Raw genomic sequence first — 15,013 nt, 5'->3', positions numbered from 1 at the left:
TATGATGATTTCAAAAGAAGAGTTGATTAGAAATATCGAGGAAGCAAGGGAAAGATTAAATAAAAGTATTGATCATGATGACGGAGATGTTATTTATCTTAGGAGTGTAGAACTGGATAAATTAATTGAACAATATATTGAAGCTGGTTATTAAAGCAGAAATAAAAAGGATTTTAGGATAATTTTATGGAACGCGGGAAGGAAAACCTCCCCGTGTTTTTTTATGCCATAAAACATTATCATAATTTTGATCATAATGCCCATTATAATAAGAAGCAATTGTAGTGGTGCTGAAAAAAAGCCTTAATTTGTCTGATTATGGAAATTTTTGGAAGCATATGGGTATCCAGCTGTTTGTAACCGAATCAATGAAAATTATTCAAAAATCTTCTTGCTATTTCCCGGTAAATGTACTAAAATTAAGTTACAAGTGGAGGAAAGTGGTACAAAGTGGTAGAAGATGGAGGGAAAGTGGTTTAAACCTCCTGCCGTTGTACAAGCAGGTGATTGGTATGTTCATGGGCGAATACAATCATACAGTCGATGCGAAGGGACGTCTCATTGTCCCGTCAAAATTCAGAGAGCAGCTTGGAGAAGAATTCGTCGTGACGAAGGGCTTGGACGGCTGTTTATTTGTGTATGACAATAAGGAGTGGACAGCCCTGGAGGAAAAACTGAAAAGCCTGCCCTTAACCAATACCAATGCCAGAAAGTTCTCGAGATTTTTCCTGGCGGGTGCAACCTCCTGTGAAGTGGACAAGCAGGGAAGAATTCTGCTTCCGGCAGTGCTCAGGGAACATGCAGGCATTGATAAGGAGGCAGTCCTTGTAGGTGTAGGAAGCCGGATTGAAATTTGGAGCAGGGATGCATGGACAGCAGCCAATACTTATGATGATATGGAAGAAATTGCGGAAGCTATGGAAGGACTTGGAATATGATGTTTGAACACAAGTCAGTGCTGCTTTATGAGACCATTGACAGCCTGAATGTAAAGCCGGACGGGATTTATGTGGACGGAACACTGGGAGGCGGCGGACATGCGTTGGAGGTATGTAAGCGTCTCGGAGAATACGGAAGATTAATCGGAATTGATCAGGATGCAGATGCCATTCAGGCAGCTACAGAACGGCTGAAGGATTACAAGGATCAAGTGACAGTCGTAAGAAGCAATTACGTAAATATACAGACAGTTTTAAAAAATTTGGGAATTGAAAAGGTGGATGGGATATATCTGGACCTGGGAGTCTCTTCTTATCAGCTGGATATGCCGGAGAGGGGATTTACCTATCGGGAAGACCAGGCACCGCTTGATATGCGGATGGACCAAAGGAATGAACAGACGGCAGCCGACATTATCAACAATTACAGTGAATTTGATTTATACCGTATCATTCGGGATTACGGAGAGGACAAGTTTGCGAAGAATATTGCAAAGCATATTGTAAAGGCCAGAGAATCAAAGCCCATAGAAACCACCGGAGAACTGACAGAGATCATTAAAGGGGCCATTCCTGCAAAAGTGAGAGCGGTGGGAGGACATCCCTCGAAAAAGACATTTCAGGCTATACGGATTGAACTCAATAAGGAACTGGAGGTATTAAGCCAATCCCTTGATGCAATGATTGATCTGTTAAATCCGGGCGGACGCTTATCCGTTATCACATTCCATTCTCTGGAAGACAGAATTGTAAAGACGAGATTTAAGACCAATGAGAATCCATGTATTTGTCCGCCGGATTTTCCGATTTGTGTATGCGGCAGAGAAAGCAAGGGAAAGGTGATTACAAGAAAACCTGTAATACCTACGGAGGAAGAGATCGAAGACAATAAGCGTTCGAAGAGTTCAAAGCTTCGGGTGTTTGAACGAGTTTAATAAGGGAGGAAATTCGAGTGGCTGCCAAAAAGAATGTGCGTTCCTACGGGAATACAGCTTATGTACATGGAAACACTGTCCGTAAAGCCATGCCGGCCCGTATGCCGGTTCATACGCCAGATAAAGTCCGCCGGCCGTCTGTCAATAACAGAGTCCGCCGGAATCGTGAAAAAGCTCTGCAGATGGATTTGCCTTACGTTCTTATGCTGACGGTTGCTGTAGTCTTTACGCTCTGCTTATGTGTAAAATACTTACATCTGCAATCGTCGATTACAACCAGCATTCACGGAATTGAGGTAAAGGAAGCACAGTTAGAGAAGTTAAGAACTGAAAATAATGCACTGGAAATGAGTATTAATACTTCCGTTGATTTGGATCATGTGTATAAAGTAGCCACTGAGGAACTTGGTATGGTCTATGCAAACAAGGGCCAGATCCTTCACTATGATAAAACGGAAAGTGAGTATGTAAGACAGAATGAGGACATCCCGAAACACTAAAAAATACAGGAATAATAAGAGTAAGGTATTCCCACGTTATATGCAGGAAAAGCTGGCGATTACGGTTCTTGTAATTACGCTGGCTTTGTTTGCATTGGTTATGGTCCTTTATAATCTGATGACCAATAAAAAAGAAGACTATAACCAGATCGTGCTGTCCCAGCAGGAGTATGACAGCCGCGTGATCCCGTTTAAACGGGGGGATATTATGGACCGGAACGGAACCTATCTGGCAGCCAGCGAAAAAGTCTATAATCTGATTCTTGATCCCAAGCAGATCATGACTGACCCGGACGCCTATCTGGAAGCTTCGGTGAATGCACTTACAGAATGCTTTGGTTACGACCGTACGGAAATCATGAATCTGATTCAGGAAAAGAAAGACAAGCAGTACGTGCGCTATGCAAAACAGCTGACTTATGATGATAAAGCCAAATATGAAAAGTATAAATCCGATAAATCCTCAGAACTGAAAAAGGCCGGAAAAAACATTAAGGGCATCTGGTTTGAAGATGAATATAAGAGGGTTTATCCATATAATTCGTTGGGCAGCAAAGTCATTGGATTTTCTAATAGTGACGGTATGAGCGGCACCGGCGGAATCGAACAGTTTTATAATTCCACGCTTATGGGAACCAATGGAAGAGAATATGGGTATTTAAATGATGACTCCAATCTGGAAAGGGTGATCAAACCTGCCACCAACGGAAATACCGTGGTTTCTACCATTGATGCCAACATACAGAAAATTGTAGAGAAGTACATAAATGAATGGCAGCAGCAGACGGGCAGCAAACAAATCGGTGTCATTGTCATGGACCCGAACAATGCAGAAGTGCTGGCAATGGCCGATGGCAAATCCTTTGATTTAAATAATCCGCGAACCCTAAGACCGGAATATACGGATGAGGTGCTGCGTCAGCTTGGGATTCAGGAAGCCATTGATGATTACAAGCGGAAAAACAAAAATTCCGAGCCGCTGACTGCGGATACGGTTACCAAGCATTACAGCAATGAACAGATTATGTCTTTGGGGACCCAGGTGGCATGGAATCAGACCTGGCGAAATTTTACCATCAGTGATGGGTTTGAGCCTGGTTCCACGGAGAAAATATTTACCGTATCTGCGGCCCTGGAAGAAGGGGCAATTACAGGGAAAGAGACCTATGAGTGCAATCGCTTTTTGGAAGTGGGAGGACATAAGATCCATTGTGTCAGCAGATATGGACATGGCCTTATCACGGTGGAACAGGGACTGATGAAGTCCTGCAACGTGGTTATGATGCGGATTGCCAGTCAGATGGGAAAGGAAAAGTTCTATAAATATCAGCAGATTTTTGGATTTGGTTCTAAAACAGGAATCGACCTTCCGGGGGAAGCTGATAATAAGACCAATATCTATAAAGCGGATACGGCCGGTGATGCAGATCTGGCCACAAACTCATTTGGCCAGAACTTTAACTCCACAATGATCCAGATGGCAGCCGCTTACTGCTCTGTCATTAACGGCGGATCTTATTATGAGCCTCATGTGGTAAAACAGATATTGAACGAGCAGGGCTCTGTAATTAAAAAAGTAGATCCTGTGCTTGTTCGGGAAACCGTTTCTGAGTCGACCACAAAATTTATTAATGAAGCCCTGTTTAAGACGGTTAATGCAGAAGGCGGTACCGGCGGGGCAGCCAGGGTGGCGGGATATAAAGTTGCCGGAAAGACCGGAACTGCCGAGAAATTCCCTCGTGATAAGACAAACTATGTGGTATCTTTTTGCGGATATGCGCCTGCAGACAATCCTCAGGTTTTGGTATATGTCGTCATTGATGAGCCTCATGTGGAGGATCAGCCTCACAGCACGTATGCCAGTGAAGTTTTCCGCAAGATTATGACGGAGATTCTACCTTATTTAAATGTGTTCCCTGATACGGATGTTGATGCAACGCTTCCATCTGATGAAGCCTCCAAGCTTCCAAAGCAGGAAGGCATCACCAGCGAAACAAAGGCTGGCTCTGAGAAGGAGACTACGGCAGAAGAAGCGGGCGCGGCGGAGACATCCGTACCAGCACCCACGATGGAAAATGGGAAACAGGTTCCGGATGAATACTTAAATCCTTCGGAGGAATACGTCAACAGGCCGGAGGGAGAAGATTCTGTTTTGCCAGGCGGCGTACCGGGAGAGACAGGAGATTCCTCTGAGAGTCCGCAGGCATCAGAGGAAGAAACCTCAGCCCAGTAGAAAAAACTCTGGAGGGCTCATAAAAAAAGCAGACATTCATATACTGTAACAATAATGGCGGTGGAGCAGTGTATGAATTCAAACAAAACACATCACAGAGAGAAAATAGCCCTCCTGTTTTTCCTGTTATTTCTTGCCATGACAGGACTTATGGGGCGGCTTATTTTTCTGATGATATTCCGTTCCGAGCATTACAGTGCGATGGCTGAGGATCTCCATGAGCGGGAAAGGACCATAAAGGCTGCCCGGGGGAATATCGTTGATGCCAATGGTACCGTCATCGCTACCAACCGGACGGTATGTACGATTTCAGTCATTCACAATCAGATCAAACAGCCGGATGAGGTGGTGGCGGTCTTGTCCAAAGAACTGGGGATCAGTGAAGATGAAGTTCGTAAAAAGGTAAAGAAATACAGTTCCAGGGAAATTATTAAAACCAATGTAGACAAGGCCCTGGGAGACCAGATCAGGACTTATCACCTGGCAGGTGTCAAGGTGGATGAAGATTACAAACGGTATTACCCATATGATACCCTTGCTTCAAAGGTATTGGGATTCACCGGAGGAGATAATCAGGGGATCATCGGTCTGGAAGTAAAATACGAACAGTATTTAAAAGGAACAAACGGAAAGATTTTAACCATGTCAGATGCAGCGGGAATCGAGATTGAAAATGCGGCAGAAGACCGGATTGAGCCGGTTGCAGGTCAGGATTTGCAGATCAGTCTGGATGTGAACATACAAAGATATTGCGAACAGGCAGCTTATCAGGTCATGGAGAGAAAACATGCAAAAAAGGTGTCGATTATTGTTATGAATCCTCAGAATGGGGAAATAATGGCTATGGTCAATGCACCTGAATTTAATTTGAATGATCCGTTTACACTAAATACAACAGCTGAGATTCCTGCTACAGACAAAGAAAAACAGGATCTGTTGAACCAGATGTGGAGAAATCCCAGCATCAATGATACGTATGAGCCGGGTTCCACCTTTAAGATCATTACTGCGGCGGCCGGACTGGAAGCCGGAGTGGTAAAGCTTGACGATCATTTTTCCTGTCCCGGATTCCGCGTGGTTGAGGACCGGAAGATAAGATGCCACAAAGTAGGCGGTCATGGTTCAGAAACATTTCTTCAGGGAATGATGAATTCCTGTAACCCGGTTCTGATTGATGTAGGACAGCGGCTGGGTGTGGATAATTACTACAAATATTTTGAACAGTTTGGGTTAAAAGGAAAGACAGGGATCGACATTCCCGGAGAAGCATCAACGATTATGCACCGGAAACAGGATATGGGCCTGGTGGAGCTGGCGACTGTGTCTTTCGGACAGTCATTCCAGATTACGCCCATGCAGCTTATTACTACCTCCGCATCAATTGTAAACGGCGGCAACCGGATCACGCCTCATTTTGGAGTAAAAGCAGTCAGCCCGGATGGAGAAACATCCCATAATTTTACTTATCCGGTAAAAAAGGGAATTGTATCTCCCCAGACAAGTGAAACCATGCGCTATATTCTGGAACAGGTAGTATCTGAAGGAAGCGGGAAAAGAGCAAAACTGGAAGGGTATCGGATCGGCGGTAAAACTGCTACGTCTGAAAAGCTTCCCAGAAGCTTAAAAAAGTATATATCTTCCTTTGTAGGCTTTGCGCCCGCAGATAATCCCCAGGTGATTGCATTGATTACCATTGATGAACCAGAGGGGATCTACTATGGAGGAACCATTGCTGCACCGGTCATCGCGGACGTTTTTAAGAATATTCTTCCTTATTTGGGAATTGAGCCAACAGAGGAAAAAACTGTTTCTACGTTTCGAATCAGTGGTTGATTATTCAGGTAAAAAGACGTATACTACTTACTGTGTACTTTTGATATACGAATACATAAAATATTGAGGTGTGAGATGATTAACGAAACGATTCTGGCTATTATCATAGCTTTTGCCATCAGCGCTATGCTGTGTCCCATAGTAATCCCATTTCTCCATAGGCTGAAATTTGGCCAGGAGGTCCGTAAGGAAGGACCGGAGAGCCATTTGAAAAAACAGGGTACTCCGACTATGGGAGGGCTCATTATTTTAACCAGCGTTATCATCACGTCCTTGTTTTATATCAGGGATTATCCAAAGATCATTCCAGTGCTGTTTATGACTGTTGGATTTGGAATTGTAGGATTTCTTGATGATTACATCAAGATCGTGATGAAGCGGTCCGAAGGACTTACACCAATTCAGAAGATGGCAGGACAGTTAATCATCACAGGGATTTTTGCTTACTATCTGGTCCATTCAAAAGATGTAGGCACCGGTATGCTGATTCCGTTTACCGGCGGTTTTGATAAGGGACTGTATCTGAATCTGGGGATATTTTTTGTTCCGGCAGTATTTTTTATTGTAATCGGAACGGACAACGGTGTGAACTTTACCGATGGTCTTGATGGACTTTGTACCAGCGTAACCATTCTGGTCGCCACCTTCCTGACTGTAGTAGCCATTGGAGAAAAGACGGGGATCAGTCCTATCACCGGTGCGGTTGTTGGAAGCCTGCTTGGATTTTTATTATTCAATGTGTATCCGGCAAGAGTCTTTATGGGAGACACCGGTTCTCTTGGACTAGGAGGATTTGTGGCCTCCAGTGCTTTCATGATGCAGATTCCTATATTTATAGCCATCATTGGTTTTATTTATTTGCTGGAAGTCTTATCGGTCATCCTTCAGGTGACATATTTTAAAAAAACAGGCGGGAAAAGAATCTTTAAGATGGCTCCCATCCATCACCATTTTGAACTTAGCGGATGGTCGGAAACACGGGTGGTTGCAGTGTTTGCTATCATGACAGCGGTTCTTTGCCTGCTTGCATACCTTGGATTATAGGAGAAAAACCATATGAGTCAGAAAATTTTAGTTGCCGGCAGCGGAAAGAGTGGAGTCGCCGCCTCCAGGCTGATACTTAAAACAGGTGATGAAGTGATTCTTTATGACAGCAATGATGCCATAAAGAAGGATGAGCTGTTAAACCAGTTTAAAGGCGAAGGAGCCATTCGCGTTTTGCTTGGAGAATTACGAAAAGAAGATATAAAGGAGGTTGACCTTTGTATCATTAGTCCTGGAATTTCACTGGATGCTCCGTTTGTTTCCGTTTTAAAAGAGGCTGATATTCCTATTTGGAGCGAGATTCAGCTGGCTTATCATCATGCCAGGGGAAAACTGGCAGCTATCACGGGGACCAATGGTAAGACAACCACCACGGCTCTTACCGGGGAGATCATGAAAGCTTATTACGATCATGTGTTTGTAGTAGGGAATATTGGGATTCCTTATACGGAGGAAGCGTTAAAGACGACGGAAGATTCGGTGACCGTGGCTGAGATCAGCAGCTTTCAGCTGGAGACCATAACTGACTTTAAACCAAATGTCAGTGCCATCCTTAATATAACGCCGGATCACTTAAATCGTCATAAAACTATGGATTGTTACATAAAAGTAAAAGAAAGCATTACACAAAATCAGGGAGAGCAGGAGTGCTGTATTTTAAACTATGATGATCCTGTTCTGCGTGAATTTGGCAAAACCATAAAACCCAAGGTTGTCTATTTCAGCAGCCGTGGGAAACTCGAAGAGGGCTACTGCATGGAGGGCGACCTGATTGTCTTTAACCATCTTGGAAAGCGGCAGGAGATTGTATCCACAGGAGATTTAAAGCTTCTTGGCAGGCACAATCATGAGAATGTTATGGCAGCGGTTGCCATCTCTATGGAGATGGGAGTTCCTTTGGATATTATAAAAAAGGTGATCTGTGAATTTAAAGCGGTGGAGCACCGGATCGAGTTTGTAGCTGAAAAGGCGGGAGTTAAATATTATAATGATTCCAAGGGAACCAATCCGGATGCGGCCATTCAGGCAATCAAGGCTATGCCTGGGCCAACCATTGTGATTGCAGGAGGATACGATAAAAACTCTGAATATGACGAGTGGATCGAATCCTTTGAAGGAAAAGTCCGTTATATGGTTTTGCTGGGACAGACAAGGGAAAAGATTGCTGAATGTGCCGCAAGGCATGGCTTTACGAATGTGATGTATGCGGAAGACATGCAGGAGGCAGTCAGTGTTTGCGCTTCCTATGCCAATAGCGGAGATTATGTGCTCCTTTCACCGGCATGCGCCAGCTGGGGAATGTTTCGGTGCTATGAGGAGCGCGGTGACATCTTTAAAGAGTGCGTCCGCAATCTGTAATGCTGCTATTGCGTCGGAGTATGGTTGGCAAGGAGGAATGATATGGCGGAAAAAAGGCCAGTGAAAAAGAAAAATAAGCCGCGCCGTTTTTATGATTACAGCCTTTTGTTTACTGTTATATTCCTGACTGTTTTTGGATTGGTAATGATATACAGTGCCAGTTCCTATGCAGCCCAGCTTAAATTTGGCAATGCCGCTTATTTTATGATGAGGCAGGCCCAAATAGCACTGGGAGGCTTTGCTATTATGATTGTGATATCCAAAATGGATTATCATTGGTATGCGAAGTTTGCAGTATTTGCTTATATCCTCTCGTATGTTCTTATGATTGCCGTGTCCCTGTTTGGAATTGAGCGTAATGGTAAAAAAAGATGGCTGGGGGTTGGGGCCCTTTCCTTTCAGCCTACGGAATTTGTAAAGATTGCCCTTATCGTCATGCTGGCTGCTATGATTGTACAGATGGGCAAAAATATCAATACAAGAAATGGAATTATTCTTGTAATTGTAACGGCACTTCCTATTGCAGGAATCGTAGCTGCAAACAATTTAAGTTCCGGTATCATCATCGTCGGAATTGCCTTTGTCATGCTGTTTGTGGCGTGCAAAAAGAAATGGCCATTCTTCGCCTGTGGATTCGCGGGAGTCGGCCTATTGGCATTTGCTGGTCCATTAGCTACCTTCCTGGAAAAACTCAATATTTTACATGATTATCAGCTTGGGCGGATTCTGGTCTGGCTGGAACCGGAGGCATATCCATCCACCGGAGGGTATCAGGTGCTTCAGGGACTTTATGCCATTGGTTCGGGCGGTTTGGTAGGAAGAGGACTGGGAGAGAGCATACAGAAGATGGGATTTGTGCCTGAGGCGCAGAATGATATGATTTTTTCCATTATTTGTGAAGAACTGGGACTTTTTGGAGCGGTGTCTGTGATCCTGATCTTTCTTTTCATGATCTACCGTTTTATGCTGATTGCAGATAATGCGCCTGATTTATTCGGTTCACTGTTGGTGGTTGGAGTCATGGGGCATATTGCCATTCAGGTAATCCTTAATATTGCAGTCGTTACCAACACCATACCAAATACCGGGATTACCCTTCCGTTTATCAGCTACGGAGGTACTTCAGTCCTGTTTCTTATGATAGAAATGGGTATGGTTCTAAGCGTTTCTAACCAGATAAAACTGGAAAAATGATAAGATTTGATACCATTCTCTCACTTTTAACATAGGATAGTATATAAGAAGCCATGGGAGGTACCGGATTGTCAGTCATACAGGTCCAGGGGTTACGATCCTTAAAAGGTGAGATAAAAATTCAGGGTTCCAAGAATGCTGTTCTGCCAATGATGGCAGCGGCGGTTCTCCATAAAGGTACAACAGTGATTCATAATGTCCCCAGGATACAGGATGTGTTCTGTATGCTGGGGATACTTCAGCGTATTGGCTGTATTTGCCGGCTGGAAGATAATACATTGGTTATCGACGCAGCAACACTTACTCAGGCGGAAATTCCGGAAGATTATATAAAAAGCATGCGTTCCTCCATTATATTATCCGGCCCGCTTCTTGGAAGGTCCGGTCTTGCAGTTACAAGCTTTCCGGGGGGCTGCTCCATTGGGGAGAGGCCTATTGATCTGCATCTGTCTGCGTTTCGCAAGCTGGGTGCGGAGGTAGAGGAAAAAGCTGAAAAACTTATTGTGTCAGCCAAAACCCTGACGGGGGCTGAGATTGAGTTTCCATTTCCCAGTGTGGGAGCAACGGAGAATGCACTTCTGGCCTCCGTCAATGCCCGGGGAGTAACAATCATAAAAGGAGCTGCAAAAGAGCCTGAGATCACCGCACTCTGTGATTTCCTAAACAACATGGGGGCCAGGATTGAAGGAATTGGGACATCAAGGCTGGCGGTCACAGGTGTAACAGGCTTTCATGATTCAGAGTTTTCGGTTGCAGGTGACCGGATTGTTGCGGGAACGTACTTAGCGGCTGTGATGGCCGCAGAAGGGAGTGTCTTTATCAATGGAATCCGGCCTGCGGATTTAACGGCCGCCCTGTCTCTTTCAGAGAAAATGGGTGCGGAGCTAAGATCCTATAAAAATGGTCTGGAAGTTTCCATGAAGGGGAGACCCCGCTGTGCTGATGCAGTAACAGAACCTTATCCAGGATTTCCCACAGATCTTCAGTCTCCGATGATGGCGGTAATGGCCTCCGGACAGGGGAGCGGAAGACTGACGGAAACTATTTTTGAAGGAAGGTTTGGAACTGCGCAGGAACTTAAAAAACTGGGGGCAGACATTGTAATCGAAGGAAAACAAGCCATTGTCCATGGCCATTATCCGCTGGCAGGAAACCGGGTAACCGCTCCTGATCTGCGGGGTGGCGCAGCGCTTGTGATTGCAGGCCTGGCGTGTGAGGGCCTGACGGAAATCCATGAATGTTATCACATTGAACGTGGATATGAAGACATCTGCCGGGATTTAAGCAGTCTTGGTGCCACAATCAGAGGGATAGAATGAGAGATCTAAAAAGCAGCAGAAGAAAAATAATAATAGCTATCGCGGCAGCAGTGGTTTTGCTGGGAGGTGCAGCTTTCCTGTCACTTCAGATCAAGGAAATTACAGTGACAGGCAATAAAAAATATACTTCCGAACAGATCGTCAATCTTTTGTTTAAAGACCGTTGGGACCGGAATGCGATTTTTTGTTTCTATAAGAACCGCTTTAAAGAACATGAGCAGATTCCTTTTGTGGAGGATTATAAAATCGTATTCCAAAGCCCGGTAAAAGTGGAAGTGATCGTCTATGAGAAATCTGTAGTGGGATATGTTTCCTATATGGGCAGCTATATGTATTTTGATAAAGACGGAATCATCGTAGAAAGCTCCAGCGGACAGCTGCCCGGCACTCCAAAGATTGTGGGGCTGGAGTATGGGCATATTGCCCTGCACCAACCCCTGCCGGTGGAAAACAGCAGGATCTTTGATCAGATCCTGACATTGACCCAGCTGTTATCCACCCACGGAATTGCTGTGGATCAGATCCAGTACGATTCCAAAGGGAATGCCACCCTGGTGATGGGAAGCATCAGAGTTTATCTGGGAAGCAATGATCAGATGAACGGAAAGGTCTCCGAGCTGAAGGATCAAATGCCCGTTTTATCAGGGCTTAAAGGGATTTTATATCTGGATACTTACGATGAGGCGAAAACTGTCACTTCTTATCGGTTTGTAAAGGACAAATGAATTTACATAATTTGCAAGCAATTTTGTTTAAAAAATAGTTGATATTTTTGTTAAAATCAAATATTATATTAATTAGGTTTATAAAGTAAGCTGTTTATGGTTAAAGGAGGATATAATCTTGTTAGAGATTAAGATAAATGAGGCGGACAATGCCGCAAGAATTCTGGTTATCGGAGTAGGCGGTGCCGGAAACAATGCGGTGAACCGCATGATCGATGAGAATATCGCTGGTGTGGAATTTCTTGGTATTAACACGGACAAGCAGGCACTGCAGTTTTGCAAGGCTCCAACTGCGATGCAGATCGGAGAAAAGCTGACCAAGGGGCTTGGTGCAGGTGCAAAGCCTGAGATGGGCGAAAAGGCAGCAGAGGAGAATGCGGACGAGCTGGCTCAGGCCATGAAGGGTGCCGATATGGTATTTGTTACCTGCGGTATGGGAGGCGGAACCGGGACCGGAGCGGCTCCTGTGGTTGCAAAGATCGCCAAGGACATGGGAATACTGACTGTCGGTGTTGTCACAAAGCCCTTCCGTTTTGAAGCAAGAACCCGTATGTCCAATGCAATTGCCGGTATTGAGCGGTTAAAAGAAAGTGTTGATACTTTAATTGTTATTCCAAACGACCGCCTTTTGGAGATCGTAGACAGACGCACAACCATGCCGGATGCACTTAAAAAAGCAGATGAAGTGCTTCAGCAGGCAGTTCAGGGGATTACCGACTTGATTAACGTGCCTGGACTTATCAACCTGGACTTTGCAGATGTTCAGACTGTTATGACAGACAAAGGCATTGCCCATATCGGTATCGGTCATGCAAAGGGTGATGAGAAAGCCCTGGAAGCTGTGAAACAGGCAGTTTCCAGTCCGCTGCTTGAAACAACCATTGAAGGCGCTTCCCACGTGATTATTAATATTTCTGGTGATATCAGCCTGATTGAGGCCAATGAAGCAGCAAGCTATGTACAGGAGATGGCAGGAGACGATGCGAACATCATCTTTGGTGCCATGTATGATGAGAATGCCCAGGATGAAGCCAGCATCACCGTTATTGCTACGGGACTTGATATGCAGGCAGAGACACCGGTATCCAAGGTTATGACCAATTTCTCCAATCCAAACTTTAAACAGCCAAAAGCAGCACAGAATCAGCCGGGGAACCAGGAAGCGGCAGCTACTGCAGCAACTCCTGGATATAACCAGAACCTTAACCAGCACTACAACAACGGAAACTATTCTGCTCCTGCTTACAACAACAATCAGAATTATAACAATCAGGGCTATGCAGGTTCCAATTATCAGAAGCCGAATTATAACGGACAGAATAATCCTCAGAGCACTCCGCAGCAAGGCGGACAGCCTTATCGTCCCACGGTGAATAAAGAAGTACAGATTAACATACCAGATTTTTTAAGAAATAAAAGATAAAGCATATTATGTTACATATCAGGCAGGTTCCGACGAACCTGCCTGTTTTGGAAAGGAGTGACAGTATGTCTGAAAAACAAAAGGATTGGGAGATTTCTGAGGATTATTACAACAATGGAGATGGAGAACGGAATCTGTCCCTGGAGGATTTTATAACGGAATCAGATTTGGAACAAGGGGAAAAGCTGTCTTTTGATCCTGCTGATGAGAGATTGAAAAAAACCGTAGCTGATGTTCATAAAGTACTTACTCTGGCCCAGGAGGGAAAAACCATAGCAGAAATTGTTGGGATCACCGGATTGGAAGAAGCATATGTATATAACATTCAGGTCTGTGCCCAGGGTTTTCGGGAGGACGATGAGATTGCCGTAGCTCACCTGGTGCTCGGATAGGAGGATAATTGTCATGAAGAGAAAGATTTGTCCGATTTGCGATCTTCCGGTCAATGAAGTGAACTACTGCAGACAGTGTAAGAAGGTGATACGCCGGCCTGTTTTATGGGAAGTTAATTATTATTTAAATGAAAAGCGGCCGGAAAATGAAAATCCCAGATCTGTGCCGCCCCGGACTGGAACGCAAGGCGGTGCAGCAATACCTGGCCGGACTGCTGCGCCAAGCCCCGCAACCATACCGGATTCTTCAGGCCATGAGCGGAAAGCACAGGGAAGGAAATTTCACATACCTATAGCAGGGCTTGCCACTTTGTTTTTTGTAATTGCAGGAGCAGCTCCCGATGTGATGAGGAAGGCGGATCAGATTCTGGACCGTAATATCAGCTATGAAACGGCAGCACCCTCGGAAGATCCCGGCATTGCTCCCCTCTCGGAAGAAAAAGTCATTGCTGACGGCATCCCATGCGACGGATATACTCATTTTCCGGTAGACGGAAAGACCATTGCAGATGGTATGGGTCAATACATAAATGAAAACAACTATGGATATCAGCTTATGCCGGAAGACTTATATTCGGATAACTATGAGTTAGAGCTGGAAGATGGCTGGGTTTCCTATTATGAGACCTTTATCGGTTATTACCTGGAAGATGAAAAGACCAGCCAGTTAAATCCGGATGAGGAAGGATATGTTTACCAGTATGTGGAAGTGAATTATGATACTGGAACCGGTGAGATGCATGATTACATTTCTTCCATGAATAATGAGGAAGCTTGTCTGGATTATCTGGAACATTTCTTTGAGCTTACGGAGACCGCTGGTGGTGTCTCCAAAGAGGAAAGCAGTCTTCCAATTCTGATGGAAAGGATACGAGCCGGACTTACCCAGGGAGATATGGTGGATCTTGCGGAGGGAATGTTTCGGGTCTCTGTTTACCGGGAGGGGGATATGGTTCGTGCTGCTGTTTCTTTTCATGACTTTCCATCGTCGGAAAACAACGAATTGTGACCGTTTTACGAAAAACTGTTGGTTTTTGATTGACATAAGATCTTAGATCTGATATAATCATGCCAATCGTAAAAGGGAGTAGCTGCCAGCGTTGAGCTGGATAAGATTG

General features: G+C 44.7%; 14 protein-coding genes. All 14 read left to right on the top strand.

Annotated features, from left to right (window positions below):
- Window position 1 precedes the first annotated feature (1 nt).
- Window positions 2-154, top strand: coding sequence for a Spo0E family sporulation regulatory protein-aspartic acid phosphatase (locus VIG27_RS10610; RefSeq protein ID WP_242842191.1), 153 nt, complete (start codon window positions 2-4; stop codon window positions 152-154).
- A 358-nt stretch (window positions 155-512) separates the two neighbouring features.
- Window positions 513-938: a division/cell wall cluster transcriptional repressor MraZ gene (gene mraZ / locus VIG27_RS10605; protein WP_394522484.1), complete on the top strand. Its 426-nt coding sequence runs from the start codon at window positions 513-515 to the stop codon at window positions 936-938.
- Window positions 935-1,873 carry a 16S rRNA (cytosine(1402)-N(4))-methyltransferase RsmH gene (rsmH, locus tag VIG27_RS10600; protein WP_394522483.1) on the top strand — a complete coding sequence of 313 codons (939 nt, stop codon included), beginning with the start codon at window positions 935-937 and terminating at the stop codon, window positions 1,871-1,873. Before mraZ ends, rsmH begins: the two co-directional genes overlap by 4 nt.
- 17 nt (window positions 1,874-1,890) lie before the next feature.
- Window positions 1,891-2,373, top strand: coding sequence for a cell division protein FtsL (locus VIG27_RS10595; RefSeq protein WP_394522482.1), 483 nt, complete (start codon window positions 1,891-1,893; stop codon window positions 2,371-2,373).
- Entirely contained in the window at window positions 2,351-4,606 is a 2,256-nt protein-coding gene (locus tag VIG27_RS10590; RefSeq protein ID WP_394522481.1) for a peptidoglycan D,D-transpeptidase FtsI family protein, read from the top strand. The genes VIG27_RS10595 and VIG27_RS10590 overlap by 23 nt, the downstream gene beginning before the upstream one ends.
- Window positions 4,607-4,678: 72 nt before the next feature.
- Entirely contained in the window at window positions 4,679-6,439 is a 1,761-nt protein-coding gene (locus tag VIG27_RS10585; protein WP_394522480.1) for a peptidoglycan D,D-transpeptidase FtsI family protein, read from the top strand.
- A gap of 75 nt (window positions 6,440-6,514) precedes the next feature.
- Window positions 6,515-7,483 (top strand): phospho-N-acetylmuramoyl-pentapeptide-transferase, encoded by a 969-nt coding sequence (gene mraY, locus VIG27_RS10580; protein WP_394522479.1) that lies wholly within the window; start codon window positions 6,515-6,517, stop codon window positions 7,481-7,483.
- 12 nt (window positions 7,484-7,495) lie between these two features.
- The gene (murD, locus tag VIG27_RS10575) at window positions 7,496-8,842 is read left to right on the top strand and encodes a UDP-N-acetylmuramoyl-L-alanine--D-glutamate ligase (protein WP_394522478.1); all 1,347 of its coding nucleotides are present in this window, start codon (window positions 7,496-7,498) and stop codon (window positions 8,840-8,842) included.
- 42 nt (window positions 8,843-8,884) lie between these two features.
- On the top strand, window positions 8,885-10,036 hold the full coding sequence (locus VIG27_RS10570; RefSeq protein ID WP_394522477.1) for an FtsW/RodA/SpoVE family cell cycle protein: 1,152 nt from the start codon (window positions 8,885-8,887) through the stop codon (window positions 10,034-10,036).
- Between the two features lie 68 nt (window positions 10,037-10,104).
- Window positions 10,105-11,355, top strand: a complete 1,251-nt coding sequence (murA, locus tag VIG27_RS10565; RefSeq protein WP_394522476.1) for a UDP-N-acetylglucosamine 1-carboxyvinyltransferase — start codon at window positions 10,105-10,107, stop codon at window positions 11,353-11,355.
- Complete coding sequence (locus tag VIG27_RS10560; RefSeq protein ID WP_394522474.1) at window positions 11,352-12,080, top strand: cell division protein FtsQ/DivIB; 729 nt, start codon at window positions 11,352-11,354, stop codon at window positions 12,078-12,080. Before murA ends, VIG27_RS10560 begins: the two co-directional genes overlap by 4 nt.
- A 118-nt stretch (window positions 12,081-12,198) precedes the next feature.
- Window positions 12,199-13,503, top strand: coding sequence for a cell division protein FtsZ (gene ftsZ / locus VIG27_RS10555; RefSeq protein WP_394522473.1), 1,305 nt, complete (start codon window positions 12,199-12,201; stop codon window positions 13,501-13,503).
- 65 nt (window positions 13,504-13,568) lie between these two features.
- A complete protein-coding gene (locus VIG27_RS10550; RefSeq protein WP_394522472.1) occupies window positions 13,569-13,895 on the top strand; it encodes a hypothetical protein in 327 nt (108 codons plus the stop codon).
- Window positions 13,896-13,908: 13 nt separating this feature from the next.
- Window positions 13,909-14,904 (top strand): hypothetical protein, encoded by a 996-nt coding sequence (locus VIG27_RS10545; protein WP_394522471.1) that lies wholly within the window; start codon window positions 13,909-13,911, stop codon window positions 14,902-14,904.
- Window positions 14,905-15,013: the final 109 nt, after the last annotated feature.

This window comes from Lacrimispora sinapis (genome assembly GCF_043633585.1).
GTDB lineage: Bacteria > Bacillota > Clostridia > Lachnospirales > Lachnospiraceae > Lacrimispora > Lacrimispora sinapis.
Note: the sequence above shows the minus strand (reverse complement) of the source record. Positions and strands in the feature narration are given on the sequence as shown.

Excerpts from the sequence above, each read along its gene's own strand:
- VIG27_RS10610 (WP_242842191.1), top strand. The coding sequence starts at position 2 with ATGATGATTTCAAAAGAAGAGTTGATTAGAAATATCGAGGAAGCAAGG.
- mraZ (WP_394522484.1), top strand. The coding sequence starts at position 513 with ATGTTCATGGGCGAATACAATCATACAGTCGATGCGAAGGGACGTCTC.
- rsmH (WP_394522483.1), top strand. The coding sequence starts at position 935 with ATGATGTTTGAACACAAGTCAGTGCTGCTTTATGAGACCATTGACAGC.
- VIG27_RS10590 (WP_394522481.1), top strand. The coding sequence starts at position 2,351 with ATGAGGACATCCCGAAACACTAAAAAATACAGGAATAATAAGAGTAAG.
- VIG27_RS10585 (WP_394522480.1), top strand. The coding sequence starts at position 4,679 with ATGAATTCAAACAAAACACATCACAGAGAGAAAATAGCCCTCCTGTTT.
- mraY (WP_394522479.1), top strand. The coding sequence starts at position 6,515 with ATGATTAACGAAACGATTCTGGCTATTATCATAGCTTTTGCCATCAGC.
- murD (WP_394522478.1), top strand. The coding sequence starts at position 7,496 with ATGAGTCAGAAAATTTTAGTTGCCGGCAGCGGAAAGAGTGGAGTCGCC.
- VIG27_RS10570 (WP_394522477.1), top strand. The coding sequence starts at position 8,885 with ATGGCGGAAAAAAGGCCAGTGAAAAAGAAAAATAAGCCGCGCCGTTTT.
- VIG27_RS10560 (WP_394522474.1), top strand. The coding sequence starts at position 11,352 with ATGAGAGATCTAAAAAGCAGCAGAAGAAAAATAATAATAGCTATCGCG.
- VIG27_RS10550 (WP_394522472.1), top strand. The coding sequence starts at position 13,569 with ATGTCTGAAAAACAAAAGGATTGGGAGATTTCTGAGGATTATTACAAC.
- VIG27_RS10545 (WP_394522471.1), top strand. The coding sequence starts at position 13,909 with ATGAAGAGAAAGATTTGTCCGATTTGCGATCTTCCGGTCAATGAAGTG.